This is a genomic window from Pseudoalteromonas sp. PAR1 (genome assembly GCF_947311895.1).
Classification (GTDB): domain Bacteria; phylum Pseudomonadota; class Gammaproteobacteria; order Enterobacterales; family Alteromonadaceae; genus Pseudoalteromonas; species Pseudoalteromonas lipolytica_C.
The window spans coordinates 38,069-63,764 of the sequence record NZ_CAMZMY010000009.1; the positions used below are offsets into that span (position 1 = coordinate 38,069).

The following is a 25,696-nucleotide window of genomic DNA, read 5'->3' on the forward strand; positions in this document are numbered from 1 at the left end:
ATATCGTTGTGATGATTACTTGATTGCAATCATCGAGCAGAAGTTAAAACATTGATACCACACTTGTGTTTGGCTAAAACCAATTTCACTTAATCGGTTTAAGTGGGTAGATAAATGATCAGGGCGCATGACATTTTCGATAGCTGTGCGCTTTTGGCTGATCTCAAGCTCTGAATAGCCGTTATGACGTTTAAAATCATGATGTAAATCAATGAGCAAATTATCGCATTGCTCATTTTCACCTCTAATTTTTTCGCTCAGCAGCAAAACGCCGCCTGGTTTTAAATTTGCGTAAATCTTTTCAAGCACCGCTTGGCGCTTTTCAGGTGGAATAAACTGAAGTGTAAAGTTCATCGCCACCACAGAGGCATTCTCGATGGCTAAATCGTTTATATCACCCAGCGTGACAGTGACCGGCACGTCAGAGCGAAAACCTTGTAAATGTAATTTACAACGCTCAACCATCGCTTCTGAGTTATCAACGGCAATAATATTACAGTTATCGGTGCGAATATTACGGCGCATACTTAAAGTTACAGCACCAAGTGAACAGCCTAAGTCGTATAGGTTTGAATTACTTTGCGCGTATTCGCCAGCCAGTTTACCTATGGTGCTAACAATGGTTGCGTAACCCGGCACCGAGCGCTGGATCATATCTGGGAAAACTTCTACTACATGTTGGTCAAAGCTAAAGTCTTTAACCGCTTGCTCAGTGGCATAAATACTGTCTTTTTGCGTCACGTGAACAGTCTCTTTAAAAAATAATACCGCTATTTTAGCATTTTTAACTGGATAGTCAGTGATAAATTCAGTAGCTTGGCTAGAATTATCAATAACAAGTACAAAAAAGAGAAGTTTAATGACAAAAAGCAAAGTGATTAGTACAGAAGATATCTTATCAACTCTGTGTCATTCAGTGACTGGAGTTCTGTCTTCAGCAAGTGGTAATAGTATTAGTTATTCTGCCATGGTACAAAAAATAACCCGCACCTGTATGCGCCCAGATATTGGCTGTTTTGTATTATTCGATGGTGGTTTTACTGGCCTTGTGGTAACAAACTTCACAGCGCAAGCAGCCATGGAAATTTACCATGATTATATGCGTAACATGGGTATGCCTGAGGACGAAATTGCACAAAGCCATTTATCAGATGATGTGGCAAACGTACTCGGCGAGCTGATGAACCAAATCGTTGGTGACTTTACGTCAAAAGTACGCGACCAACTGCATACTTCTATTACGCAAAACCAACCTAAGATGATGGCGATTAACAAACAGGTGCAAATTTCTGTTGATACCACCATGGATAGACCACAAGCGCGCCGTGTGACCTTCACTACAGCGAAGCAAAATATCTTCTATCTTGAACTGGCAATGGATAAAACTGAATTTATCAAGCTTCATGACTTTGATATTTCAGAAGCGGTTGACCCAGATGACATCATCGAAAACGAAGCTAAACAAAAAGCTGAAAAGCAAAAAGCATCATCACAAGCAGACGATGCAGATGACGATTTTATGGCAGAGCTTGGTTTGTAACAGTTTACGTTGGGTAGAGCGCAGCGAAACCCAACGGTATGAGCTGTCAGCTATCAGATAAAATAGAGGCGCGGTCTAGACCGCGCTTTTTTGTGTTTAAATTTTCTGTTGAGTTCAATGTGGATTTGTTTATAGATTCTAAATTACACATCCATATTTAATTTTCTAATTTCGCCAGAGCAACATAGGATCTTCAACTGAGGATAATTTAGTTAGTACTACCCAATCAGTTCCTTTCCCAAACGCATCTTTTACAAACCAATCCATACGGATGAAAATATCTTGGTAACCATCACGATTAAAGTCTGCACGTGCAACTTGAGTATAATGCACCTCTAAACCATCTACCTCTACCGAAATACTGTTTTCACGTGATGCTGCAACGAACGTAAGGCTTTTATCGTAAGAAGATAAACTACCAGTTCGCCCTTCTAAACTTTCGCCTCCTAAATTGGGAATCGCCGAAGCAGGAAGGTGCTTAATTGTTTCGTAGTCAAATAATTCAGGCCAGAAACTATAGGCAGTTTTTGGTGCGTTGAAGTATCTATTTGCCCCCACACAGTTGGCTTTAAGCCATTGCCAGCGGTCATACTCCCAGTCCACAACAATATCATCGCCGCTTTGAAGTACAAAAGAGCACCCTTTAGCAAAAAATGGCTTTTCATCAGTTCCTGTAAACTCAATATTGAATTTGATATCCTCCAAAGAGCCATTAGTCTCGATTTGTTGTTCAAATATCAATGGATTCAGCCAAGCAGTTTCAATGTTTTGCTGTTGTTTTGATGGTTGGTTGCTTGTAGAGCAAGCGCTTAACAAGGTAAAAATAACACTAACGTATATTCCTAAACGTAATAATTGCTGAGACATGCTTTTAACCTCTTAAGGTGTGATTGTCTGTTTTTGGGCAGAAAGGAATAAGTTGCTGACATAGTTGTTTCGTGAACTTGAAATGCCAACCCTTTTACTCTCAGCTGCTGCAACAATCCAGTCTTCTTTCTTAATGGCGTTATTCATCTTTACATACTGTGTACGCAGCTTTGTTATTCCCAAATTAAAGACCATATCAAATAATGCTTTCTGTACTGAATAGGGCATTAAATCAAAGTTTTTAGCGAAGCCATTAGACGTGGTGTAATATTTAGTAAGTTCACTATAGAATTTTAAAATGTGTTTTTCTTTTTGCGCCACTATATCATGGTCTTTCATAATTAAAGTTGTATGCAATTTGTAAAAATTTGCATTGCGACTAAAGCCATAGGGTTGCTTTTTTATCGAGTCATACTCAGCTTGCTTCTCAGCTAATGAAGCTAACACAAGCGTGTTGTTTGAATTCTTTTTATACATGACAACTGATGCCATGGCTGCTTTGTTTGAAATTAGATGACCGATTCCCACAGTAACTAACCCTCTGGTATCAAGATACAAATGAGGAACTCGTCCTTCAAACTTCTCAGTATTTTTAATAACCTCTGTTTTTACGTTTGCATTTAATGGCATTAGATATTCCTTTCTTTACCTTTTATTTTATTAGGAGTTAATTTTTGTTATTAACAAGATTTAATATTAACTGGAAACTAACTTTTTAATTGTATATTGGTCCTGTATTGGGTTCAATTATTAATTTGATATTAATGCGAGGTTTGTTGAATCAATAAATGGGGGCGTTATGTGTATTGTTATAAAGTGCTAAATAGTAAACAAATGCAGGGGTGGAATGCGGTTTAAGTTGCAATTTAACATTTTTTAATGTGTACGTTACAGAACCTTTTGTAACCATGTTTTCTCATCTATTTTTAGATAAATTGCGCTAGTATTCTTTGAAGCCAATAATATCCCATTAGGAAAATAAGTTACTCTAAAATTAAATTTTTCTGCTTGCATTATTGAAAAAATAGAAGCATATAAATCGTTTTTTGTAGCATGAATATCACCCTTAGATTCTAAAATATTCAACATCATTTCGAATGCTTCACCTAGGCTCATTGATGAGTGTATAGTACTGGATGAAATTGCTTCAGCACCTCGACACTCTGAATACAAAGTAGTTTCACCTAGTTGCATTGACTCTGCACATTGCTCTGCTTTTGCGCAGCCAATAGAAAGTAATGATAAAGAAAGTAATAAAATGAATTTCAATTTAACGTGCATAATCTACCTCTATTCTCCAACCTCTCCACTGTGAAAAAATAATTTCAAGCATTCTAGGTGTTCGACTGAAGTTATCCAAAATTGATTAAATAGTCAAAATTGTATTTATTTAGCATGAGCTTTCAGCCGTCAGATAAAATAGAGGTGCGGGTCAGACCGCGCTTTTTTGTTTTTAAAAGGCTATAGCACTTAGTGTTTTATGTTGAGTTTATTTCAACGCGGAAATTTAATCACATATACCAAGATGTTATTGTCAATGAAGTGAAGTTAAAACGCTCTGGGAGTGAGTTTCAAGTGTTTGTGTCATTCCAAACTCAATCGGAGACTTTACATGTTGTACTTAATGGAGTCCGAGAGATTGATAATATTTCTGATTTGTTAGAGGCAAAACAACTTTGGCTTGAAGGTAGCGAATCTAATCAAGCTGAGTATGGAAAGTTTAACCTTGGTATTTCATATGAGAGTTACACGGAAATTTGCTTTGACTCATTAGGTTAAGGGACTTGTAAGCTACCTTGGTATAAAAAATACTGCTTGGTAGCAATTGCTTACATTCTTAGGTTGAGGAAAATAGTGCTACAAGAATTAGAAAATTGGAGAAATTCAAAATCTAAAATTTTGACAATTGAAAATCTCAAGGTGGTTCTTTCTGCTCAATTGGGTGAGCCAACTAAAGCTCAATACATTGAAATTAAGGGCAATGGCCTTATAGCAAGGGCAACACTTTGGGAAAATGGTAACCTTGTATTAAAAGCAGTTAGTTGTCAGTCTGATAAGCAGGTAATTTTAAAACACCTGAATTCATGTGAGGCATGGCAAATTGACGATGAACTTAACTGGTGGTTGAGCCAAATTGTTATTTACGAATCCTCATAATCGATGCAGTTGAGTAACTAGTCTTGGCTCAAAACTTACAGCTTATAGCTTTGAACTTAAAGCTCGTTTAAAGCTTACATTCATCCAATTTATGCTTTACTCATAAAGCCTTAAATGGATTTGATGATTGCATGAATTACTTAAAAAACTTTATAACTAAATTTGTTTTCATGATGCAGAAGCGGCCGGGGTTGATGGCGGTGTTGGCTTTTTGCAGTGGTGTGGCAAGCTATGTCTTTGTTGAAAGAAAAGAATCGTTTTCGCAACTTATCTCTATTTTGTTATTAGTCACTTGGTTGTGGTTGTTAATAGATAACTGGCTAAGAGATAAAGTAGAGGAGCGTTTTGGTGTGGCGGTGTCGCCCAACGTGATGCGCTTTGCGCTGCAAGTTGTGCAGCAAGAAAGTTTGTTTTTTGCTTTACCATTTTTCTTGGCGGTGACTACTTGGGACCATGGTCAGGCCGCGTTCACCGCTTTAATTATTCTTTGTGCGTTCGTTTCTGTTGTTGACCCCCTCTATTACAAAAAGCTTGCAAGGCACAGTGTCTGGTTTAGTGTGTTTCATAGCTTTTCTTTGTTTGTTGTGTTGTCGGTTACCTTGCCAATTTTATTAAAGTTAACGACCAGCCAAAGTTTTGAAATTGCACTGATAACAGCTGTTATTTTAACAATTCCAAGTCTTGGTAATTTGATGCCTAATGCTAAATGGTGGCGTTTCCCGTTATTGGTGTTATTGCTTTGTGCTTTAAGTGCAGGGCTTTGGCAATTACGTAGCTTTGTGCCACCTGCGGCACTGCGTTTAACCGATATGAGCATGTCGTATCAGCTTGATGAACAAGCCCGTAAACCACTTTCGCCAATAACAGAACTCAGCGAGCAGAGCTTGCATGAAAAAGGTCTATATAGTTTTAGTGCAGTAAAAGCACCGCGAGGTTTAAATGAAAAAATCTTCCATGTTTGGGTGCATAATCGTAAAGAAGTTGACCGCATAGCCTTGGATATTTCTGGTGGTCGTAAAGAGGGTTATCGAGCGTGGAGCCATAAAACGAATTTCCCTGCAAATGCCGCAGGAAAATGGGTCGTTAAAGTGGTTACCGAGTCTGGGCAGCTGATAGGGCAAAGAAGGTTTGAGGTTACTGAAGTTTAGCAGATAGCTTCAGTACGGATTTTTCCCTTCACCTACCAGCACACTGAATATTCTTAAATCCAGTTCTAGTTGATGATATTGCGGCTCCATGTGGCAGCAAAGTTTATAGAAGGCTTTGTTGTGGTCTTTTTCTTTAAAATGAGCCAGTTCATGTACGACGAGTGCTTTGAGAAGTGGCTCAGGTGCGCGAAGTAGGTCGCTATTAATGGCAAGATCGTGTTTTCGGGTTTTACCTTGCATACGAAAAGTATGGGTCCCTAAGGCATTTGTGACCATATCGCCTTGTTTTTTGAATGCGGCACGGCCAAAAGGCAGGGCATTTTTAAGGTAGCGCTTTTTCAGCTCAGTGGCGTAATTGTATAAAGCTTTATCGCTGGTAATGCTATGCGCATCAGGGTATTTGCCTTTAAGGTATTTTGCGGCTCTGTCACCATTAAATAGCTGTAACACTTGCTCAATGATGTGGGGCGGGTAACCTTGAAAATAACGGCTGTAATCTTTCATGTTTTCTCTGATAAATCGGGCGCTAAAATAAACTGCTTTGGCTTGCTTCGCGTTCACCTATAAACGGCGCAAGCACGGGGTGATTGTAACCTAAATCTTGGCAGAACTGTCTTGCTAAAAGTGGCGACTGGCGATTATCTGCGGTATGAAAAAACAAATAGGGTGATTTTCCTTCATCAAGCCATTGTTTTATTTTTTGTAGCCATGGCTGGTAATACGACTTGTATTCATGTTCAAGACTGGCAATCACAAAGCGCAGCATAGGCTGATTTCCTGTTGCAATGGCATGCACAGGTAAATAAGGCTTTTTCTTTTGCGCATCAATGAGTGCATCGGTATCGGCGGGTACAGCAAATAAAGCGCGGGTATCCATACTGATACGGTCTATATTATTTTCAATTAATAGCTGATTTAAACGAATTTCTGCATCATCTTTTTGAAAGAAACCGGGGTGACGTACTTCTATACCGTAACTAAGTTGTTTGGGTAGTTGTGCAATAAAATTAGCAAGAAGGGGTAGGGCATCTGGGCCAAATGCACGGGGTAGCTGCAACATAATTTGCCCCGTTTTAGCAAAAATTGGCTCAAATAAGTTTAGCCACGCATTAAGCTCACTAGTTATATTCGTCAGCTGTAATTCGTGACTAAAACGCCGATGAAACTTAAAAGTAAATTTAAAGTCTTCGGGTACCGCATCATGCCAGCGTAATAATGACTCATGACTTGGGTCAGCATAAAAACTGGTGTTGCCCTCGACTGAGTTAAAGCATTGCGCATACTCACTGAGCATGTCGGCGCTTTTACAGTGACTAGAGAGCAAATTTCCTTTCCATGCGGTGCTAGACCACTGCGGACAACCTAAGTACAGCATTAAATCAACCAATAAATTTAAATTATGTCTAGTGTAACAAAAGAAATGTTTGCTCAGAAGCCGGGGCATATATTTAGCCCCCCGACAGGCACTGCTGGCACTCGCATTTTGAGATGGTTTGGGTATAATGCTCTGCCTTAAATGATTACTTTGTATAGTGGCTTTTGCTCTCAAAATAGCGAACTCTTAAGAGCAGGCGGCTATAAGTCTTTAACTGACAGGAATACTATGCGCTCTATATATTGCGGACAGCTAAATAAATCTCACGTAGATCAAGAAGTTGAACTATGTGGTTGGATCAACAAACGCCGTGACCTTGGTGGCCTTATTTTCGTCGATTTACGTGACAGAGAAGGTTTAGTACAAGTTGTTTTTGATCCTGAAGTAGAAGGATTAATGGATACTGCTAATAAACTACGTCAAGAGTTTTGTGTGCAGTTAAAAGGTGTTGTTCGCGCACGCCCTGATAGCCAAGTAAATAAAGACATGGCAACAGGTGAAGTTGAAATTTTAGGCACAAGCTTAACTATCATCAACCGTTCAGAGCCATTACCACTTGATTTTAATCAGCAAAACTCTGAAGAGCGCCGCTTAAAATACCGTTACCTAGATTTACGTCGTCTTGAAATGAGCGACCGTATCAAACTTCGTGCAAAAGCGAGCAGCTTTGTGCGTCGTTTCTTAGATGACAACGGTTTCTTAGATATCGAAACACCGGTACTAACAAAAGCAACACCAGAAGGTGCGCGTGACTACTTAGTACCTAGCCGTGTTCACAAAGGTAGCTTCTACGCTTTACCTCAGTCACCACAGTTATTTAAACAATTATTAATGATGTCGGGTTTTGACCGTTACTATCAAATTGTTAAATGTTTCCGTGACGAAGACTTACGTGCTGACCGTCAGCCAGAATTCACACAAATCGATTTAGAGACATCATTCATGAGCTCTGATCAAGTGCGTGCAATGACTGAGAAAATGATCCGCGAAATGTGGCAATCATTACTAGACGTTGACTTAGGCGACTTCCCAGTTATGCCTTACAGCGAAGCAATGCGTTTATATGGTTCTGATAAACCAGACCTTCGTAACCCAATGCAGCTTGTTGATGTTGCTGATTTAGTAAAAGACGTTGAGTTTAAAGTATTCTCTGGTCCTGCTAATGACGAAAAAGGCCGTGTTGCTGTATTAACTGTACCAGGCGGTGCTGAGCTTTCTCGTAAACAAATCGACGATTACACTAAATTCATCGGTATCTATGGTGCGAAAGGCCTAGCGTGGATGAAAGTGAACGACCGTGCTGCGGGCGTTGAAGGTGTGCAATCACCAATCGCTAAGTTCTTAAACGAAGAAGTGATCAACCAATTACTTGAGCGTACTAACGCACAATCTGGCGACATCATTTTATTCGGTGCTGACAAGCGCAACGTTGTTAACGAAGCAATGGGTGCGTTACGTCTTAAGATTGGTGTTGATTTAGGCATTACTGATCTTGATAGCTGGAAACCATTATGGGTTGTTGACTTCCCAATGTTCGAAGAAGATGACGAAGGTACATTGCATGCGGTTCACCACCCATTCACTGCACCAAAAGGTATTTCTCCTGAAGAGCTTGAAGCAAACCCAGCTGGTGCATTATCAGATGCATACGACATGGTATTAAACGGCTACGAAGTTGGTGGTGGTTCGGTACGTATTCACAATGCAGAAATGCAAGAAACAGCATTCAGAATCTTAGGCATCAATGCGCAAGAGCAACAAGACAAGTTTGGTTTCTTACTTGATGCACTTAAATACGGTACACCACCACATGCAGGTCTTGCGTTTGGTCTTGACCGCTTAGTTATGCTGTTGTGCGGTACTGATAATATTCGTGACGTTATTGCTTTTCCTAAAACAACTCAAGCATCATGTTTATTAACAGATGCACCAAGCAAAGCAAATGCAGATGCATTAACTGAGCTTGCAATTGATGTTGTAGCGAAAGACGCTGAATAATTGGTAAAAGCCTGATTTACGAAAACCCTAAGGTGTATGCCTTAGGGTTTTTTTGTGTTTAAATAAATACTTAGTATGTTCTTCAAGGAAAGAGTGTGAATATCAGTGCAACTTTAATCGGGCAAATAATCTTTATTTTGATCCCTGTTTTTGCCGCGATCAGCTATTACTTAGGTAAGCGTAAAACCTCAACACCAATCGTGGTGGCCGTTATTGGTGGTTTACTAGGGCTAATTCCATTGTTCGGTCTTATTTTTATTGCTGTACTTGCGCTTAAAAAAGATATTGAGACCACCGCGTGATCGTAAGCCATTCCCTCTATTTTGAGCACACCTTTGAAGTAAACCTAGCTGATCAAACGTTTTCACATTGCGAGTTTGAGCAATGCGAATTTATCGACTGTGACTTTAACAACAGTCAGTTTGAAAACTGTCGGTTCATAGGATGCGAGTTTAAAAACTGTAATTTAGCTGCGCTTGGGCTTAGATACACCTCACTCGAAGAGGTGAGCTTTAAACAGTGTAAATTAACCAGTGTGCGCTTTACTGATGTTGATTGGCCGTTACTTGCCAGCCGTGCCCCTGTGAGTTTTATTGGCTGTGAACTAAGCCATAGTAGCTTTTTTGAGCTTAGTTTAAAGGCTATAAAAATGCGCAGCTGTTTTGCCAAAGATGTTGATTTTAGACATGCGGATTTATCATCTGCTGATTTTACTGATACGGACTTTCGTGACAGCTTGTTTCAACAAACCAACCTCAGTAAAGCTAATTTTATTGGTGCCAGCCACTTCGCCATTGATATAACAGCTAACAATATCAGTAAGGCCAAATTTGAGCGTTATGCAGCTCTGGATTTATTAGCAGGGCTCGATATAGAGCTGGTGGATTAAATATTTTTGCTAATTTGGGTTAAGGAAAGTTATGAATTTAAGTCCCATCACCTTGGAAGGTCAATTTGTAAAATTAGTACCGTTAACGCTTGAGCATCGCGATGCTTTGGTAAGCGCAGCTTCGGATGGAAAGCTTTGGGAATTGTGGTTTACCTCGGTGCCCAATGAAGAAGGTGTTGACGATTATTTAAGCATGGCGTTTGAACAACAGTCACTTGGTCGCGCATTACCATTTGCTGTTATCGATAAACACACCGATGAGGTGATAGGCTCAACCCGTTTTTGCAATATTGATAGTAAAAACCGCCGTTTAGAAATTGGCTACACCTGGTATGCCAAGCGCTTTCAGCGAACTGGGGTTAATACTGAGTGTAAAAAACTGCTACTGAGTTATGCATTTGAAACACTTAATGTGATTGCTGTTGAGTTTCGTACCCATTGGCATAATCAGGCTTCGCGCAATGCCATTGCTCGCTTAGGGGCGAAACAAGATGGGGTTCTTCGTAATCACCAAATAATGGCCGATGGCTGCGTCCGCGATACTGTGGTGTTTTCAATTATTGATGGTGAGTGGCCGATGGTTAAACGTAGCTTAGAATTCAAATTAGCGCAGTCATAGCAAATTAGAACAGTCATAGAATGTTAAATATTAAAAAGGCGGCGCTAATACTCGTTTTCACTCTTAGCGGGCAAACAGCCTTTGCAAACCAAACAGAGACACTGTTTGATACTGAGCGCACCCGCCATATTCCGGTGATCATTACAGCAGCCGATAGCGAATGCACGGTAAAGGAAAAGTGCCCCGTGGTATTTATTGGAGCAGGCTATGGTATGGCAAACACAGACTATCAATTTGCCCAGCAGGCCTTTCATCAGCATGGTTATTTAACGGTTGAAGTTGCTCATGAGTTAAAAGGTGATCCGAGTTTAAACCCGGAGCCACCCTACATGACCACACGCATGGAAAACTGGCACCGTGGTGTACAAACCCTTGAGTTTTTAGCCGTAGAACTTGCAAAGCGTTATCCTGAGTATGATTTTAATAAGCTCACTTTATTTGGGCACTCAAATGGGGGAGATATTGCAGCATTATATGCGGCTATTTATCCCGCTAAGGTAGCTAAGCTGATCACCCTTGATCACCGCCGTATGCTGATCCCAAGGAACAAAAATATTGCTGTACTGACATTACGCGGTAGCGATTTCCCAGCAGATGACAACGTATTGCTAACGCCGCAAGAGCTCGCTATATACCCAGTGACGCAAATTAAGCTTAAAGATTCGCGCCATAACGATATGTATGATGGTGGCCCAAAATCGCTTGTTGTACGTATGAGTAAAGAACTTAACGCGTTTTTATCCCGCCATTGATGCTCAGTTAAAACTGAGCATCAATGTCGCTGCGAAAATTAAAATAGCCCATCTCGACAAGGTTGTTATACACACCCTCAATATTCAGTGGTAGCCATTGCTGGTACATTTTTAAATGGCTGTATTTAGGCAAGCTTATTTCTTTTTGTAAGGTCGCAAGGTTTTTACCTTTTAACATGCCATCGCGCACGGCAGTGTGTAAGTCTTGAATATAGTGTAAGTACGAGACAACATCATCGCGGTTGCCAGTATCTGCATGGCCACCTATAAATGCAGCAAAAGCAGGTTCATTTAGCACCGCTTTGGTTGAATGCAGCATGCCGTTAATATCGTAACCAATCAGGTTTTTATATGGCATGCGGCCAAGCACAATCCAATCAACAACATAAAGTACATTGGCAGGCATAAAACGCATACTGACATTACCTCGGCCATTATTAGGCCCATAGTAATTAAGCAGCACGTAGCTATCACCTAAATCGACTTTGAGTGTATCGGTAAAAGTAAGATCAGGCAGAGCCGTAGGCACTTTATTTAATTTAAGGTCCTCAGCTGCAAACTGATGAGCAACGATAGTTGTGTTGGTATCGATTAGCTCATTACCGCCCATCACATGGTCAACATGGCTATGGCTGTACAGCATGAATTTGATTTCGGCGTTAAAGGTTTTCTTGATATAGTTTTTTAGGTATTTTGCGGCGTCGCTATTGATAGGATCAGTCACTAAGGCAAGGTTATCAACAATCATAAAAGCGCTGTGGTAATGGCCAGCACTAAAGCGATATACGTTGTCTTTAATATTTTCGACTTTATAGTTTGCTTGCTCTGCTGAGATAACCTGATTGGTAATGAGTATGAGCGCACTGAAAAGTAACATTTGCAGCCTTTTGAACATTAGCGATCCTTTTGCGTTGAAACGTGTCTAGTTGGTCATACCTAAGTTTAGATGATAGTGCATATTATACTACTTAAATGCTTAGTTGATCTGTATCAAACTTAAGGAGTTAAGCAAGGTAGGGGCGGACATAAGTCCTTATGTTTTTGCCTGTGTTTCTCTATCCTCGCGAAGCGCTATAATGAAGAAATGCTATGCTTAGCACAGACTTCTAGAACCTTATTCACTGGAAAAGACAATGCAACATTTACCTACCGTTGATTATAAAGTGAGCGATGCGGCCGCTCAATTTGTTGAGTCACTAAGAAACACAGGTTTCGGTGTATTAAAAAATCACCCAATCCCTCAGTCATTAGTTGAGTCTATTTACAAGAATTGGCAAGAATTCTTTAATTCTGAGCAAAAGCACGAGTTTTTATTTTCAAAAGAGACACAAGATGGTTATTTCCCACCATCAGTGTCAGAAGTTGCAAAAGGCTTTACCGTTAAAGATATTAAAGAGTACTACCACGTTTATCCAAAAGGCCGTGTTCCAGCACAGCTAGAAGAAGAAATTCGTGAGTACTACCGTTTAGCGAATGAGTTTGCAGCTACATTATTAAGCTGGGTTCAAGCTGAAGCACCAGAAGAGGTGCGCGCTAAGTTCTCTATCGATCTTAAAGATATGATTGCTAACTCAGAGCAAACACTCCTGCGTATTCTTCATTACCCACCAATGACTGGTGATGAAGAGCCAGGTGCAATCCGTGCGGCAGCGCATGGTGACATCAACCTATTAACTGTATTACCTGCGGCGAATGAGCCTGGTTTACAAGTACAAACAACGGATGGCGGTTGGTTAGACGTACCATGTGATTTTGGTAACCTGATCATCAATATTGGCGACATGCTTCAAGAAGCGTCAGGTGGTTACTTCCCATCTACGATTCACCGCGTGATCAACCCAACGGGTAAAGCGTCAACGAAATCACGTATTTCGTTACCATTATTCTTACACCCGCGTCCTGATGTTGTGCTATCTGAGCGCTACACAGCAGACAGCTACCTACAAGAGCGTTTACGCGAGCTTGGTGTTAAGTAAAGATTAGCTATACCCAAACCACCTTGAAGTGGTTTGGGTATATGAGAACAAAGCGGCATTTGAGCCGCTTTTTTTATGCCTTAAATTAATCGACCAAGCTCATTATAAAATATGAGTTTGTAAATAATTCCATGCATTATTGACTATCCTAGGTATAATGCGCGCACTTCGCCGAATCGGCTGAATTTTTTAAAGAGAGATAGTATGAGTTTTGATGGGTTAGGTTTATCACCAGCTTTAGTAAATGCAGTTTTAGAAAAGGGCTATGAAGCACCAACGCCTATTCAATCACAAGCTATCCCTGCGATCATTGAAGGCCGCGATGTTATGGCTGCAGCGCAAACTGGCACAGGTAAAACTGCGGGTTTTACGCTGCCGTTAATTGAGCGCTTGTCAAAGGGCTCTAAAGCGGGTGGTAATAAAGTACGAGCATTAGTACTGGCACCAACTCGTGAGCTTGCTTTACAAGTAAGTGAAAATGTTGAGCAATATGCAAAACATTCAAATGTCAGCTCATTTGTTGTTTATGGTGGCGTTAAAATTAACCCACAAATGCTGCGCCTTCGCAAAGGTGTTGATATTTTAGTGGCAACACCAGGTCGCTTGTTAGACCTACATAATCAAAATGCTGTTAAGTTTGATGATTTAGAAGTGCTGATCCTTGATGAAGCCGACCGTATGCTCGATATGGGCTTTATTCATGACATCAAACGTATCATTGCTAAATTGCCAGCTAAACGTCAAAACCTGATGTTTTCAGCGACTTTCTCTGATGAAATTCGTGAACTTGCAAAAGGGCTAATTAACGACCCAGTTGAAATTTCAGTCGCAGCAAAAAACACCACAGCTAAAACGGTTTCGCAGTCTGTTTATGCGGTCGATAAAACACGCAAAACAGCACTACTTAGTCATTTGATCCGTAGCAATGATTGGCAGCAAGTATTAGTATTTTGCCGTACCAAACATGGTGCGAACCGCTTAGTTAAGCAGCTTGAACGCGATGAGATTGTGGGAGCTGCTATTCACGGCAATAAATCGCAAGGCGCTCGCGTTAAAGCGCTTGAAGGCTTTAAATCGGGTGAAGTGCGCGTACTAGTGGCAACAGATATCGTTGCCCGTGGTCTTGATATTGTTGAGCTGCCTCACGTTGTTAACTACGATTTACCGAATATTTATGAAGATTACGTACACCGTATTGGCCGTACGGGCCGAGCGGGTGCATCGGGTCATGCTATTTCGTTTGTTACAGCTGATGATGCCGACGATTTATATGGTATTGAGCGCTTTATTGGTGAGCTTATTCCGCGTGCAACAGAAGCTGGCTTTGAGCCGAGTAAGCCGGTTGCTGAAAAGCCGCTAGATACGCGTCCAATCAAGCCGAAAAAGCCAAAGAAACCGAAAAAGCCAAAAGCACAAGATGGTCAAGGCGCAGCAAAACCTGCACAAAAGCCAAAACCTAAATCGCAAAAGCGACCTTCACAAGGTAAATGGCAGGGTAAAGAGCAGGGCCAAAACCAAAAAGGCAGTAATAACGCTAATAAATCGAATAACAACAAACCCACAGGTAATAAACCTACGGGTAATCGTCAGCGTGTGTCTGGGCCATCTCGCCCAAGACGTAAACCTGCTGCGGATAGTTGATAACAGTAAAAACAAAAAACGCGCAATTGCGCGTTTTTGTTTTTCTAAGCGATTAAAAGAGTTTAATGCAATACAAGGTGGCGACACCAATAAAGAGTGTAACGGTGACACTTAATAAAGTGCCCAGCATGACATATTCGGTGAGTTGTTTTTCGCTACTTTCTTTTAAATCACCAAAGCGAAAGATAGACTTGGCCGCCAGTAGAAAGCCCACACCGCCGTATTCACCCAGCAAGATAAAGCTCAACATTAATACCCGCTCTAGCAAGCCAATAAAATGACCCGCAGCAGGAATACTGCCTTCATTGTTGATCTGGATATTGATTTTTTCTAGCATCATGCGAATAAACACAGAGCTTGGGTTAAGCACCAATAAATAAGCTGCAATAACAAACAAGGTATCGAGGGCAATCAGCTTTTGCCATGTTAAACTATAAAATTCATTTTTATCGGTAAGCCAAACCGTTAGCATTACAATCACAACAAGGTGGGCTAGTTGGTCGAGTATAAAGGGCACCACGCCTTTATTTGAATACGATTTTGCCAAGTCAATGACATAGTGGCTCAGCATAATCGCCACAGTTGCTAACAATACCCGAGAGAACTCTTGCCAGCCGTAGGTGTATTCCCACAGCGTTAGCACAGCTAAAGAGGTCACGCCATGTGTTAATACGTGCAAGTAGAGTTTGCTGGCACGAAAGTGACGGTTGTTTCTATCATGCACCCAGCTCATTGGTTGCCAACAAAAGTCAGCAAGTAAGTGACCTAGTACTAACGCGGTGAGTAATAGAGCAAAACTGGTCATAACAATCCTTTGAGTGTGGTTTGGCTGTAATTTATAAAGCGCTCGATAAGTTGATAATGGGCTAGGTTGAGTAACTTAGTGACATTCTCTCGGCTGGTATTAAGCTCTTTGGCAAGCTCTGCATGGCTGTTATTTTCGACGGTTAAATAATAAAACAGCGCATTGGCCTGCTTTTGACTCATTTTTTCAAGCAGGACTTCGACAAAAGCAATATTAAGCGCAAAGCCTTCCTCTAGGGTGTTATTTTCAATATTGATCACCAAACGTTGCTGGCCGATGTTATCTAAGCCGCGACCAGATATGGTATAAGCACTGCCTGTGGCTGTTTTTATATCGGCGCGGGGGTTGTCGAGTGAGCCAATAGCCAAACTTTGTCGTAGTTCGTAATTGGCTGCTTTCATCTGCAAATACAACAAGATGGCAGCATGACACACCAGCTCAGGCTCTGATAGCTGTACTTGCAACGCATCACCTCGGTAAATGGTGAAGCTTGCATTAAAACGCTTGGCAACAAAGCGTAAGCTTTGATCAAGCTGATACAGCATGGCATCGTATTCTTGTTGTGGAATTTTTTGTGATTTAATTAAATCACCACTGATCACCGCAATCATTATGATCCCTTAGATTAAGTAACTTAATTTAGTTACATCGCGATAAGTAACCAAATTTGGTTACTTTGTTTTATGTAACCAATTTAGGTTACTTTTTCGTAAATATCAACCTAGATATGCTACAGTGAACACAAATCACTAAAAACAGAATAATTATGTCAGCAGTTGATAAGCCAAGAGTCGGTATCTTTGTAGATGTACAAAACATTTATTACACCTGTAAAGAAAGCTACAAGAAAAACTTTGATTACAATGCCTTTTGGGCACAGATGAGTGAACGCTACCAAATTGATTGTGCTATTGCGTATGCAATATACCGAGGTGACGAAAAGCAATCGCAGTTTCAAAATATCCTGCGCGCAATTGGTTTTGAGGTAAAACTAAAACCTTTTATTCAGCGCAGAGATGGTAGTGCAAAAGGGGACTGGGATGTTGGCATTACCATTGATATGCTAGAGCATGCCAAGCAGCTTGATAGAATGGTATTACTTTCAGGTGATGGTGATTTTGCGTTATTGCTTGGTCACTTAGCGAATAATTATCAGCTACCGTGTGATGTCTATGGAGCAGAGCACCTCACTGCCGATATTTTAAAGCAAGCCGCTGCTGAGTTTCACTGTATTGATGATTCACTGTTGTTATCAAGATAGAAAAAAATATTCCATTTTAAATAAAATGTTTAACTAAAGTATTATTTGCGCTAAGCTAATATTAGATACAATACTGAGTATATAAAAGCACAGTAACATGGAGCTTTGTCGCTAATTTGCACTCAAAAAAGTAGCGAGAATAAGTTGAGAAGTGATTGCTGGACGATTTTTTATTTATTACTCTCGAATAATGCTCTTTAGTTTCAAAGTGTTGTAGGTAAATTTTAAACTAATGTGCATTTTTATAAAAAAAGTAATGACAACGCTGTCATTTGTTGTGTAACATTAAATCAACAAAGGTTGAGATCATTTCGCATTCTTAGAATAAAAATAATGCGATTTAAATAAAAACTAAACGAAGGCTAGGGGTCGTTAAATGATGGCGAAGAGTGTGAGTGAGGACCAATTGTTTATTGGTATTGATGGTGGCGGAACAAAATGCCGAGCTACTATCTACTCTGTTAAGCAAGGTGTATTAGGAACCGGCCTTGGTGGCCCCGCGAACCCATTACATGGTTTAGAACGCACGCTTGAATCAATAATGGTCTCAACACAGTTAGCTCTTCGAGATGCTGGATTACCACTTGAGACAGTTCATCAACTGTATGCTGGTTTGGGTCTGGCTGGTGTAAACCTACCTAGCTTGTACGACAAGATTATGGAATGGGACCATCCATTTAAACAAATGTTTCTCACCACCGATTTACATACTGCTTGTATTGGTGCACACGAAGGCAGCGATGGTGCGGTAATTATAACCGGTACGGGCTCATGTGGATTCTCTTGTGTTGCGGGTCATACCACAAACTATGGTGGTCATGGTTTTGCTCTTGGTGATAAGGGCAGTGGTGCATGGATGGGGCTTGAAGCTATAAAAAACGCATTACTTGATTTAGATGGTTTGGGTGAAAAAACAGAGTTAACAGATGTGATTTGTCAGCATTTCTCGGTGGATAATGCCATGGGGATTGTCGAGCAAATGTCAGGGCAGCCTTCGAGTAGTTTTGCCAAATTAGCACGTTATGTATTTGAAGCTGCAAAAAATAACGATCAAGTAGCGATTGAAATTGTTAAGGAAGGAGCTAATTACGTCAGTAAATTAGCACACCGATTACTTGAAAATAACCCTCCACGTTTATCTATGATCGGTGGTTTAGCTGAACCATTAAACTGTTGGCTTGATGAAGATATAGCGAAACGAGTTGAAGCGCCGATTCAACCACCCGAAATGGGCGCTGTGTATTTTGCTCAGCAATCTGTGCTTGAACAAAACCAAGAGGTAAGTTTGTAATGACGATTTTTCATGCAAGTAAATTGTTTACCGGTGACGAATTTTTATCTGACGTATATTTTAGCGTCGACAATGGCGTGTTTAAGCGTGTTGAAGCACATGCTGATGCCGTTGAATTAACGGGTTTAGTCGCGCCAGGTTTTATTGATGTACAAGTGAATGGCGGTGGTGGGGCGTTTTTTAACGCTGAACAAACACCAGATTGTTTAGATAAAATAGCCAAAGCACATGGTCAGTTTGGTTCAACAGCGATTATGCCAACGCTGATTACCGACAAAGTCGAAGTCATGGCAAAAGCCGCAGATGCCACTGCACAAGCAATTGCTGAAGGGATCCCGGGCGTTATGGGCGTACACTTCGAAGGACCGCACCTTTCATTAGGGAAAAAAGGCACCCATAGCGAGCAGTTTATTCGCCCAATCACAGAGCAAGAATTTGCGATTTATGCACGCCAAGATCTAGGTATTAAAATGGTTACCTTAGCGCCTGAGAATGTTAGTGCTGAAGATATCGCGCGCCTAGTTGAGTGTGGCGTAAAGGTATCTATTGGCCACACTAATGCGGATTTTGCGACTACCAATGCTGCACTTGCAGCAGGAGCTGATGGATTCACCCATTTATTTAATGCGATGTCAGCGTTTACATCACGAGAGCCGGGTGTTGTTGGTGCTGCACTTTGGGATGATAACAGCTGGTGCGGCTTAATTGTTGATGGTCATCATGTGCACCCTTCATCAGCAAAATTAGCAATTCGCAGCAAACAGCGCGGAAAAATTATGTTAGTCACAGATGCAATGCCACCTGTGGGTACTGACGATATGGAGTTTGATTTCTTTGATGGTCGTAAAGTAATTCGTACTGGCGATCGATTAAATTCAACTACTGGTGAATTAGCTGGCAGCGTACTTGATATGGCAAGTGCGGTGCGTAACACAGTGAACACATTGGATGTTAGCCTTGCTGAGAGCTTACGAATGGCATCACTTTATCCTGCACAATATTTAGGTTTACATAAAAAAGGTCGCTTGCTGAGCGGTTTTGATGCTGATTTTGTTGTGCTAGATGATAATCAATATGTAAAAGCGACATATATAGCTGGTAAAGCTTTGTAAGAACTTCCCTGGAAAAATCCCCGCCGAAGTATCGCGGGGCTTTTTGTATTAAAGGTAAACAATGACAACAACACAACCAACAAGAAAACGATTGGCATCGCTGGATGCACTGCGCGGCATGGATATGTTTTGGATATTAGGTGGACAGTCACTATTTGCAGCGCTATTCGTTTTAACTGGCTGGACTGGCTGGAAAGTTTTTGAAGCGCACACAGTGCATAGTGTTTGGCATGGCTTCACATTTTACGATCTGATTTTCCCATTATTTATTTTCTTATCAGGTGTGGCGATGGGGCTAGCCCCAAAACGCATTGACCATTTACCGTTTGATGAGCGCAAAGTGTATTACCGCAAGGCGGGTAAGCGTCTTTTGCTATTGTGCTTATTAGGTATTTTGTATAACCACGGCTGGGGCACAGGGATGCCAATGGCGTTGGATGAAATTCGTTATGTCAGTGTGCTTGGACGTATCGCTATTGCATGGTTTTTCTGTGCAATGTTGGTTTGGCACACTAGTTTGCGAACACAAATTATTACTGCAGGCGCTATTTTAGTGGCTTATTGGTTACTGCTTTGTTTTGTGCCAGTGCCGGGTGGCAGTGCTGGCGACCTTTCGGCTGCAGGCAGTTGGAATGCATGGTTTGATGCGCACTTACTACCGGGTATTAGTTATCAAAACCGTGTGGTGGACCCTGAGGGTGTATTGTCGAATATACCAGCGATTGTAAATGCATTAATGGGCGTGTTTGCAGGGCAATTAGTGGCTCGTGCTCAGCAAATTGGCGAGTGGAAAATGACCGCATTACTGTTCGCCGCAGGGGCGGTAAGTGTATGTTTAGGTTGGTTATGGGATTTACAGTTCCCAGTCAATAAAGAACTTTGGACCAGCTCATTTGTGCTTGTAACCGTTGGCTGGAGTGCCATATTGCTCGCCGTATTTTATGCATTGGTGGATATTCTGCCAGGGCAACGCGCTGCGTATCCTTTTGTGATCATAGGTGCAAACTCAATTATTATTTATTTAGCGTCAAGTCTAGTGAATTGGGGTTATGTAAGCCAAAGCGTATTTGGTGGGGTGGTTCGAGCTGTGCCAGAGGCATGGCAACCTCTGATGGCGGTGATTGCGTTATTAGCAGTACAAATGCTGGTATTGCATTGGATGTATAGTCGTAAGATCTTTGTTAGTGTTTGATAATTATTAAACACCAACAAAAAGAGTAATTTTTAATTCACTTTTACTTTACAAAGGTAAGGCTAGAAGTGATAATGACAGCGTTGTCATAATGGTTTTAACTACTGTAATGTATCCTGGCAGTGGTTAGTCTAAAACCCAACTCGATTGCACGTGGGGTTGGGTTTTAGAGCCATTTTTTTCAATTTAAATAATTAGAGCTAATCGATATGCAAATAGTAATTCTTGATGATGCAGCCCAAGTTGCAGCGTATGGTGCTAACATCTTTGCTAAACAACTATTAAAAAAACCTGCATCAGTACTAGGCCTTGCAACTGGTTCAACGCCGGTTGCTTTATATCAAGAGCTGATTGCTAAAAATAAAGCTGGCGAGATTTCGTTTAGCCAAGCGACAACATTTAATTTAGATGAGTATTTAGGTTTAACTGGCGAACATCCACAAAGTTACCGCTACTTTATGAATGAACAGCTATTTAACCATGTAGATATCGATAAACAGAACACCCATGTACCGCCGGGTGATGCAGTAAATCCGCTTGTTGCTTGCACTGAGTATGAACAAAAAATCACAGCAGCTGGTGGTGTTGATATACAGCTACTTGGTATTGGCCGTAATGGTCATATTGGCTTTAACGAACCTTCTTCAGGTTTGACATCACGCACCCGTGTTAAAACACTGACCAAAGCGACAATTGAAGACAATGCGCGATTTTTTGCAGAAGGCGAATATCAACCGCATTTATCAATCACTATGGGTATTGGTACTATTTTAGAAGCCAAAAAAGTAGTGCTTTTAGCAACCGGTGCAAGTAAAGCTGATGCCGTTCACGCCATGGTAGAAGGCCCGTTAATGGCCAAATGCCCAGCTTCAGCACTGCAACTTCATAAAGATGCGGTGATCATCATTGATAAAGCTGCCGCAAGTAAATTAGAAGATTTAGAGTTTTATCAGCATATTGAAGCTGAGAACCAAAAACTACAAGCGCACCTCGCGACCTTGTAAAATTGTGAGAGAGAATAAAAAAGCCCTGGTTGGGCTTTTTTTATGCCTGTAATAAATTGGGTTTATCATCAGCTTATGGTAGTTTTAGCGAGTAAACTATTTTCAAGGAACGCCATGCTGAATTACTCTCAAATGCCATTGGATCGTGCATCAAATCGCCGTAAAGATCCTAAGTGGTTAAAGGCTCAAATGAATTCTCAGAGTCGCTGGTTATTGGTCAATAACAATCAAAGTTTATTTGTTAAAGACAGTCCTGAAGTGTGTTATTTACGCTTATCTCAAGTCGATCACCTCGATTTATCAAAAGGCATTTTATTGGGGTTAGACGACGATAATGTGGCTCACTTTGCTTTAGATGTCAGCCATGTTCCAGACTCACTCATTGAGCCTATGCTCAATGGCGCTGAGTTTGTTGATATTCGCAAGTTAGGCCCACAAGTTGAGCTTAAACAAGGGTCTATTGCGGCACTGGCAAGGGGCTTATGTTTTTGGCACGCAACACACCGTTTTTGTGGACGTTGTGGTCATGAAAATAATATGGTTGAAGCAGGGCATTCGCGTTTATGTGAAAACCAAACTTGCCAGCATCAAACTTTTCCGCGTACCGATCCTGCCGTGATTATGATCGTGACTAAAACCTTTTCAGACGGAGTTGAACGCTGCTTGCTAGGCCGTCAAGCAAGCTGGCCAGAAGGCGTTTTTTCAACACTTGCGGGCTTTGTTGACCCAGGTGAAACACTAGAGCAAGCCGTGGCTCGCGAAGTTATGGAAGAAGCTGGTGTTGCGGTGACAGATATTCAATATATCGCTTCACAGCCTTGGCCTTTTCCGTCATCAATTATGTTTGGCTTTATGGCCACAGCGGTTTCAGAAGATATTCAGGTAGATAAAGACGAGTTAGATGACGCAAGATGGTTTAGCCGCGCTGAACTTAATGAATTCGGCCAATGGCATGAACAGGGTAGTCATCTTAAACTAACCCGACAAGATTCTATTTCTCGATTTTTGGTTGAGCACTGGCGCAACCTGTAAAGTACAGCTTGGATAAATTATGACAAAGACAAATAAAAATACCCAAATCGTCTCTGCAGGGCGTAAAAAAGCGTACACACAAGGGGTTGTGAACCCTGTGGTACAACGTGCATCAACTGTGGTATTCGATTCAGTGGCTGATTTAAAAGCTGCGGCGAAGAAGCGTGGCGACAAAACGTTATTCTATGGCCGTCGTGGTACGACGACACATTTTGCTTTGCAAGAAGCGATTGCAGAACTAGAAGGCGGTGAAGGCTGTGCGCTTTACCCATCAGGTGCGGCTGCAATAAGCAATGCGCTGTTATCGTTTGTGAAAACGGGCGATCATATTTTAATGGTGGATACTGCCTACGAACCTACCCGGGATTTTTGTGACAAAATACTGGCTGGATTAGGGATTGAAACAACCTATTACCCGCCGGGAATTGGCGCAGGTATTAGTGAGCTTATTAAAGAGAACACGCGCGTATTGTTTTTAGAATCACCGGGCTCAATCACCATGGAAGTGCAAGATGTGCCTGCAATGGTTGCTAAGGCAAATGAGCGCGGTGTTATGACTATGTTAGATAACACCTGGGGTAATGGCCTGCATTTTAGACCGCTTGAGCATGGTGTTGATATTAGTATTCAAGCTGCTACAAAATACATTGTTGGTCATTCAGATGTGATGATGGGTGTGGCGGTCGCCAATAAAAAGTATTGGCCAACCCTTCGAGAAAATTCATACCTACTTGGTCAATGTACTTCTGCGGATGATGCCTATTTAGCGCTACGTGGTCTACGTACTATGGCTGTGCGTTTAAAACAGCATGAAAAAGCAGCCATCGAAGTGGCTAAATGGCTTGAAACACACCCATTGGTTGATCATATTCGCCATCCGGCCTTTGCAACGTGTCCGGGTCATGAGTTCTTTAAACGAGACTTTGATGGTAGTAATGGCTTATTTTCATTTGTAATGAAGCAAGGTAATCAACAAGCGATTGATGCGTTTTTAGATAGCCTGCACCATTTTAAAATGGGCTTTTCTTGGGGCGGTTATGAGAGCTTAGTCACGGCAAACCTGAGCATGAAAGGGCTTCGCTCAGAAACGGGTTGGTCGCAAGGTCCAGTGATAAGACTTCACATTGGCCTTGAAGATGTAGCAGATTTACTAGCCGACCTTGATCAAGCACTGGCTGTGTACGAGAGCCACCTTTAGGTAAAAGGTTTATACTTTGTTACATAAGACCCGCTTGTCGGGTCTTTTTTTTCTGGTAATTCAAGCTGTTTCAACTTAGTGTAATTCTAATAATAAAATTCACTAAGGATTATGAGTGACGCAGTTACATCCTATACGTCTTGCACAAATTGCCCAATTTGAGCTGGTACGACTATTTTTGACCAAACGTGGTTTGCTGGCGGTTGCCGCTTTTGCCATTTGTTGGCTACTTATTTTACGCTATCCCATTGCCCAATCTGTGACCTTGATTAGCTCACCTGATTTTGCTGACTTTGCAAGGCAAGCCTTTGGCGCCATTGGCATCAGTAAATTACTTGATTGGCCTGAATCTGAATTAGCTGTTTATTGGCTGATTGCTTTATTTAGTTTTCCAAGCTTTTGTTTGTTTTTATGCAGCGACCAAACTGTGGGCGACAGACAACGGGGTACGTTACGCTTTTTATCACTTAGAGCCACTCGCTCAGAAATTATCATAGGTCGCTTTTTAGGGCAGCTACTCATTTTAGCGGCACTGTTATTTGTTACCTTGATGGCAACCGTTGCAATGCTTGGCTATCGTGAGCCCAGTTTGCTCCTTTCAGGCTTAACGCGAAGCTTTATGTTGTTATTTTATTTGCTTGTTGCGGTTATGCCATTTATTGCTTTGATGAGCTTTTTGAATACCTTTGCGCGTTCATCGCGTCTTGCATTTGTGTTGGCCATTTTGTTCTTTGCTGGCGGTAATATTGTGATTGGCTTATTAACATGGCAATGGCCTGCATTTGAGGTTTTAAATTACATATTTCCGGGCTATCAACTTGATTTAATGGCAGGTCAGCGTGCAGGCATCACACTTGCTCTTGGTTTACCACTTCTACAAACGGCAGTGTTATTAACTGCTGGTGAACGAATTTTTGCGAGGAGCTCATTATGACCGTTTTAATTCAAGCACAAGGCTTGTCAAAAAACTACGGGGTTAAACGAGCGCTCGATAACGTCAGCTTTGAAATAAATAAAGGGGCACCAGTGGCGCTGGTTGGTCCAAATGGTGCGGGTAAAACAACCTTATTCAGCTTGTTATGTGGCTATATTTTACCAAGTTCAGGAAAGCTATCGGTAATGGGGCATAACCCAGGTAGTGCGGCGTTATTTGGTAAATTAACTGCGTTACCACAAGATGCCCAGCTTGATCCCCGTTTTAGTATTGCGCATCAACTTAACTTTTATGGTCAATTACAAGGGCTCAGTGGCGCGGTTCGTAAAAAAGAAACGGCTCGGGTTTTAGAGCTAGTTGGTTTGTCAGAAGTGGCTAAGCAGCGACCGGATGACCTTTCTCATGGTATGCGTAAGCGAGTGACTATTGCACAAGCTTTAATTGGTTCACCTGAAATAGTGATGCTTGATGAAGCAACAGCGGGTCTTGACCCAATCCATGCCCGTGAGGTTCGAGAGCTGGTAAGCTCTTTAAGTAACGAGGCAACATTTATTTTAAGCTCCCATGACTTAACAGAGCTTGAGCGTTTATGCTCACAAGTTTTACACCTAGATAAAGGGGTATTAAGTGAGCATCAAGCCCGTTCTAGCACCCAAGATAACAAACACTTTATTACGCTACAGTTGAATCAACAATATGATGATGTAGAAGCAAAGCTTGCAGGCCTTGCCCATGTACATCATGTTTATATGAGCCAAGCAAAAGAATATGTGATCGAGTTTGAAAAAACCGCTGAGCCTTTTGATATCAATCTTCTACACTTTTGTTATCAACAAGGTTGGCAGTATCGTCAACTGGTGAATGGTCACACACTCGAAAACCAAATTTTTCATAAGGAGAGCTAG

The 25,696-nt window shown here is 41.4% G+C and carries 29 protein-coding genes; 20 read left to right on the forward strand and 9 right to left on the reverse strand.

Features of this window, described 5'->3' with window-relative positions:
* Positions 1–15 precede the first annotated feature (15 nt).
* Positions 16–741: a carboxy-S-adenosyl-L-methionine synthase CmoA gene (gene cmoA / locus QL229_RS09245; RefSeq protein ID WP_063706202.1), complete on the reverse strand. Its 726-nt coding sequence runs from the start codon at positions 739–741 to the stop codon at positions 16–18.
* A gap of 118 nt (positions 742–859) precedes the next feature.
* Between cmoA and QL229_RS09250 the strand changes: the two genes are divergently transcribed.
* Positions 860–1,540 carry a DUF3334 family protein gene (locus tag QL229_RS09250; RefSeq protein ID WP_054561772.1) on the forward strand — a complete coding sequence of 227 codons (681 nt, stop codon included), beginning with the start codon at positions 860–862 and terminating at the stop codon, positions 1,538–1,540.
* A gap of 165 nt (positions 1,541–1,705) precedes the next feature.
* On the opposite strand, the gene QL229_RS09255 is transcribed toward QL229_RS09250, so the two are convergent.
* The 3 genes from QL229_RS09255 to QL229_RS09265 all read right to left on the reverse strand — a co-directional run bounded on the left by QL229_RS09255 (position 1,706) and on the right by QL229_RS09265 (position 3,688).
* Positions 1,706–2,407, reverse strand: coding sequence for a hypothetical protein (locus tag QL229_RS09255; protein WP_138556795.1), 702 nt, complete (start codon positions 2,405–2,407; stop codon positions 1,706–1,708).
* A gap of 12 nt (positions 2,408–2,419) precedes the next feature.
* Complete coding sequence (locus tag QL229_RS09260; RefSeq protein WP_138556796.1) at positions 2,420–3,037, reverse strand: hypothetical protein; 618 nt, start codon at positions 3,035–3,037, stop codon at positions 2,420–2,422.
* Positions 3,038–3,295: 258 nt separating this feature from the next.
* Entirely contained in the window at positions 3,296–3,688 is a 393-nt protein-coding gene (locus tag QL229_RS09265; protein ID WP_138556797.1) for a hypothetical protein, read from the reverse strand.
* A 261-nt stretch (positions 3,689–3,949) separates the two neighbouring features.
* On the opposite strand from QL229_RS09265, the gene QL229_RS09270 reads away from it, so the two are divergent.
* The 3 genes from QL229_RS09270 to QL229_RS09280 all read left to right on the forward strand — a co-directional run bounded on the left by QL229_RS09270 (position 3,950) and on the right by QL229_RS09280 (position 5,712).
* Positions 3,950–4,186, forward strand: a complete 237-nt coding sequence (locus QL229_RS09270) for a hypothetical protein (RefSeq protein ID WP_138556798.1) — start codon at positions 3,950–3,952, stop codon at positions 4,184–4,186.
* A gap of 75 nt (positions 4,187–4,261) precedes the next feature.
* A complete protein-coding gene (locus QL229_RS09275) occupies positions 4,262–4,564 on the forward strand; it encodes a hypothetical protein (RefSeq protein WP_058585273.1) in 303 nt (100 codons plus the stop codon).
* Positions 4,565–4,695: 131 nt separating this feature from the next.
* The gene (locus tag QL229_RS09280) at positions 4,696–5,712 is read left to right on the forward strand and encodes a DUF5924 family protein (RefSeq protein WP_171040383.1); all 1,017 of its coding nucleotides are present in this window, start codon (positions 4,696–4,698) and stop codon (positions 5,710–5,712) included.
* Positions 5,713–5,721: 9 nt separating this feature from the next.
* Here QL229_RS09280 and QL229_RS09285 read toward each other — a convergent pair whose 3' ends face one another.
* Positions 5,722–6,216: a YgjP-like metallopeptidase domain-containing protein gene (locus QL229_RS09285; protein WP_138556799.1), complete on the reverse strand. Its 495-nt coding sequence runs from the start codon at positions 6,214–6,216 to the stop codon at positions 5,722–5,724.
* A gap of 22 nt (positions 6,217–6,238) precedes the next feature.
* On the reverse strand, positions 6,239–7,087 hold the full coding sequence (locus QL229_RS09290; RefSeq protein WP_105173954.1) for a DUF72 domain-containing protein: 849 nt from the start codon (positions 7,085–7,087) through the stop codon (positions 6,239–6,241).
* A gap of 228 nt (positions 7,088–7,315) precedes the next feature.
* Between QL229_RS09290 and aspS the strand changes: the two genes are divergently transcribed.
* The 5 genes from aspS to QL229_RS09315 all read left to right on the forward strand — a co-directional run bounded on the left by aspS (position 7,316) and on the right by QL229_RS09315 (position 11,345).
* Positions 7,316–9,085, forward strand: coding sequence for an aspartate--tRNA ligase (gene aspS / locus QL229_RS09295; protein ID WP_138556800.1), 1,770 nt, complete (start codon positions 7,316–7,318; stop codon positions 9,083–9,085).
* Positions 9,086–9,180: 95 nt separating this feature from the next.
* Entirely contained in the window at positions 9,181–9,387 is a 207-nt protein-coding gene (locus QL229_RS09300) for a hypothetical protein (protein ID WP_138556801.1), read from the forward strand.
* On the forward strand, positions 9,387–9,974 hold the full coding sequence (locus QL229_RS09305) for a pentapeptide repeat-containing protein (protein WP_281546821.1): 588 nt from the start codon (positions 9,387–9,389) through the stop codon (positions 9,972–9,974). Before QL229_RS09300 ends, QL229_RS09305 begins: the two co-directional genes overlap by 1 nt.
* A gap of 31 nt (positions 9,975–10,005) precedes the next feature.
* Positions 10,006–10,593 (forward strand): GNAT family N-acetyltransferase, encoded by a 588-nt coding sequence (locus QL229_RS09310; RefSeq protein ID WP_138558928.1) that lies wholly within the window; start codon positions 10,006–10,008, stop codon positions 10,591–10,593.
* Between the two features lie 20 nt (positions 10,594–10,613).
* Positions 10,614–11,345, forward strand: coding sequence for an alpha/beta hydrolase (locus tag QL229_RS09315; RefSeq protein ID WP_138558929.1), 732 nt, complete (start codon positions 10,614–10,616; stop codon positions 11,343–11,345).
* Positions 11,346–11,352: 7 nt separating this feature from the next.
* Here QL229_RS09315 and QL229_RS09320 read toward each other — a convergent pair whose 3' ends face one another.
* On the reverse strand, positions 11,353–12,240 hold the full coding sequence (locus QL229_RS09320; RefSeq protein WP_249930275.1) for an MBL fold metallo-hydrolase: 888 nt from the start codon (positions 12,238–12,240) through the stop codon (positions 11,353–11,355).
* A 238-nt stretch (positions 12,241–12,478) separates the two neighbouring features.
* On the opposite strand from QL229_RS09320, the gene QL229_RS09325 reads away from it, so the two are divergent.
* Together QL229_RS09325 and QL229_RS09330 are read left to right on the forward strand one after the other, a co-directional pair.
* Positions 12,479–13,321, forward strand: a complete 843-nt coding sequence (locus QL229_RS09325; protein ID WP_281546800.1) for a 2OG-Fe(II) oxygenase family protein — start codon at positions 12,479–12,481, stop codon at positions 13,319–13,321.
* A 204-nt stretch (positions 13,322–13,525) separates the two neighbouring features.
* The gene (locus tag QL229_RS09330; protein WP_138558930.1) at positions 13,526–14,962 is read left to right on the forward strand and encodes a DEAD/DEAH box helicase; all 1,437 of its coding nucleotides are present in this window, start codon (positions 13,526–13,528) and stop codon (positions 14,960–14,962) included.
* Positions 14,963–15,014: 52 nt separating this feature from the next.
* Here the strand turns inward: QL229_RS09330 and QL229_RS09335 are convergent, their stop codons facing one another.
* The gene (locus tag QL229_RS09335) at positions 15,015–15,767 is read right to left on the reverse strand and encodes a DUF3307 domain-containing protein (protein WP_281546801.1); all 753 of its coding nucleotides are present in this window, start codon (positions 15,765–15,767) and stop codon (positions 15,015–15,017) included.
* Entirely contained in the window at positions 15,764–16,378 is a 615-nt protein-coding gene (locus QL229_RS09340) for a hypothetical protein (RefSeq protein ID WP_138558931.1), read from the reverse strand. The genes QL229_RS09335 and QL229_RS09340 overlap by 4 nt, the downstream gene beginning before the upstream one ends.
* Positions 16,379–16,533: 155 nt before the next feature.
* On the opposite strand from QL229_RS09340, the gene QL229_RS09345 reads away from it, so the two are divergent.
* The 9 genes from QL229_RS09345 (at position 16,534) to QL229_RS09385 (ending at position 25,696) form a co-directional block, all read left to right on the forward strand.
* Positions 16,534–17,028 carry an NYN domain-containing protein gene (locus QL229_RS09345; protein ID WP_135924196.1) on the forward strand — a complete coding sequence of 165 codons (495 nt, stop codon included), beginning with the start codon at positions 16,534–16,536 and terminating at the stop codon, positions 17,026–17,028.
* A gap of 376 nt (positions 17,029–17,404) precedes the next feature.
* A complete protein-coding gene (locus QL229_RS09350) occupies positions 17,405–18,319 on the forward strand; it encodes a BadF/BadG/BcrA/BcrD ATPase family protein (RefSeq protein ID WP_135924197.1) in 915 nt (304 codons plus the stop codon).
* The gene (gene nagA, locus QL229_RS09355; RefSeq protein WP_138558933.1) at positions 18,319–19,431 is read left to right on the forward strand and encodes an N-acetylglucosamine-6-phosphate deacetylase; all 1,113 of its coding nucleotides are present in this window, start codon (positions 18,319–18,321) and stop codon (positions 19,429–19,431) included. Before QL229_RS09350 ends, nagA begins: the two co-directional genes overlap by 1 nt.
* A gap of 61 nt (positions 19,432–19,492) precedes the next feature.
* Positions 19,493–20,623 (forward strand): DUF5009 domain-containing protein, encoded by a 1,131-nt coding sequence (locus QL229_RS09360; RefSeq protein ID WP_138558934.1) that lies wholly within the window; start codon positions 19,493–19,495, stop codon positions 20,621–20,623.
* Positions 20,624–20,832: 209 nt separating this feature from the next.
* Positions 20,833–21,627, forward strand: coding sequence for a glucosamine-6-phosphate deaminase (gene nagB / locus QL229_RS09365; protein ID WP_138558935.1), 795 nt, complete (start codon positions 20,833–20,835; stop codon positions 21,625–21,627).
* 114 nt (positions 21,628–21,741) lie between these two features.
* Positions 21,742–22,659: an NAD(+) diphosphatase gene (gene nudC, locus QL229_RS09370; protein WP_138558936.1), complete on the forward strand. Its 918-nt coding sequence runs from the start codon at positions 21,742–21,744 to the stop codon at positions 22,657–22,659.
* A 16-nt stretch (positions 22,660–22,675) separates the two neighbouring features.
* Positions 22,676–23,857: a cystathionine beta-lyase gene (locus tag QL229_RS09375; RefSeq protein ID WP_249930276.1), complete on the forward strand. Its 1,182-nt coding sequence runs from the start codon at positions 22,676–22,678 to the stop codon at positions 23,855–23,857.
* 115 nt (positions 23,858–23,972) lie between these two features.
* A complete protein-coding gene (locus tag QL229_RS09380) occupies positions 23,973–24,791 on the forward strand; it encodes an ABC transporter permease subunit (RefSeq protein ID WP_138558938.1) in 819 nt (272 codons plus the stop codon).
* Positions 24,788–25,696 (forward strand): ABC transporter ATP-binding protein, encoded by a 909-nt coding sequence (locus QL229_RS09385; protein WP_138558939.1) that lies wholly within the window; start codon positions 24,788–24,790, stop codon positions 25,694–25,696. The genes QL229_RS09380 and QL229_RS09385 overlap by 4 nt, the downstream gene beginning before the upstream one ends.

Bases quoted from the DNA above. Each gene is read 5' to 3' on its own strand.
- QL229_RS09250 (WP_054561772.1), top strand. From the start codon at position 860: ATGACAAAAAGCAAAGTGATTAGTACAGAAGATATCTTATCAACTCTG.
- QL229_RS09255 (WP_138556795.1), bottom strand. From the start codon at position 2,407: ATGTCTCAGCAATTATTACGTTTAGGAATATACGTTAGTGTTATTTTT.
- QL229_RS09260 (WP_138556796.1), bottom strand. From the start codon at position 3,037: ATGCCATTAAATGCAAACGTAAAAACAGAGGTTATTAAAAATACTGAG.
- QL229_RS09265 (WP_138556797.1), bottom strand. From the start codon at position 3,688: ATGCACGTTAAATTGAAATTCATTTTATTACTTTCTTTATCATTACTT.
- QL229_RS09280 (WP_171040383.1), top strand. From the start codon at position 4,696: ATGAATTACTTAAAAAACTTTATAACTAAATTTGTTTTCATGATGCAG.
- QL229_RS09285 (WP_138556799.1), bottom strand. From the start codon at position 6,216: ATGAAAGATTACAGCCGTTATTTTCAAGGTTACCCGCCCCACATCATT.
- QL229_RS09290 (WP_105173954.1), bottom strand. From the start codon at position 7,087: ATGCTGTACTTAGGTTGTCCGCAGTGGTCTAGCACCGCATGGAAAGGA.
- aspS (WP_138556800.1), top strand. From the start codon at position 7,316: ATGCGCTCTATATATTGCGGACAGCTAAATAAATCTCACGTAGATCAA.
- QL229_RS09310 (WP_138558928.1), top strand. From the start codon at position 10,006: ATGAATTTAAGTCCCATCACCTTGGAAGGTCAATTTGTAAAATTAGTA.
- QL229_RS09315 (WP_138558929.1), top strand. From the start codon at position 10,614: ATGTTAAATATTAAAAAGGCGGCGCTAATACTCGTTTTCACTCTTAGC.
- QL229_RS09320 (WP_249930275.1), bottom strand. From the start codon at position 12,240: ATGTTCAAAAGGCTGCAAATGTTACTTTTCAGTGCGCTCATACTCATT.
- QL229_RS09325 (WP_281546800.1), top strand. From the start codon at position 12,479: ATGCAACATTTACCTACCGTTGATTATAAAGTGAGCGATGCGGCCGCT.
- QL229_RS09330 (WP_138558930.1), top strand. From the start codon at position 13,526: ATGAGTTTTGATGGGTTAGGTTTATCACCAGCTTTAGTAAATGCAGTT.
- QL229_RS09335 (WP_281546801.1), bottom strand. From the start codon at position 15,767: ATGACCAGTTTTGCTCTATTACTCACCGCGTTAGTACTAGGTCACTTA.
- QL229_RS09340 (WP_138558931.1), bottom strand. From the start codon at position 16,378: ATGATTGCGGTGATCAGTGGTGATTTAATTAAATCACAAAAAATTCCA.
- QL229_RS09345 (WP_135924196.1), top strand. From the start codon at position 16,534: ATGTCAGCAGTTGATAAGCCAAGAGTCGGTATCTTTGTAGATGTACAA.
- QL229_RS09350 (WP_135924197.1), top strand. From the start codon at position 17,405: ATGATGGCGAAGAGTGTGAGTGAGGACCAATTGTTTATTGGTATTGAT.
- nagA (WP_138558933.1), top strand. From the start codon at position 18,319: ATGACGATTTTTCATGCAAGTAAATTGTTTACCGGTGACGAATTTTTA.
- QL229_RS09360 (WP_138558934.1), top strand. From the start codon at position 19,493: ATGACAACAACACAACCAACAAGAAAACGATTGGCATCGCTGGATGCA.
- nagB (WP_138558935.1), top strand. From the start codon at position 20,833: ATGCAAATAGTAATTCTTGATGATGCAGCCCAAGTTGCAGCGTATGGT.
- nudC (WP_138558936.1), top strand. From the start codon at position 21,742: ATGCTGAATTACTCTCAAATGCCATTGGATCGTGCATCAAATCGCCGT.
- QL229_RS09385 (WP_138558939.1), top strand. From the start codon at position 24,788: ATGACCGTTTTAATTCAAGCACAAGGCTTGTCAAAAAACTACGGGGTT.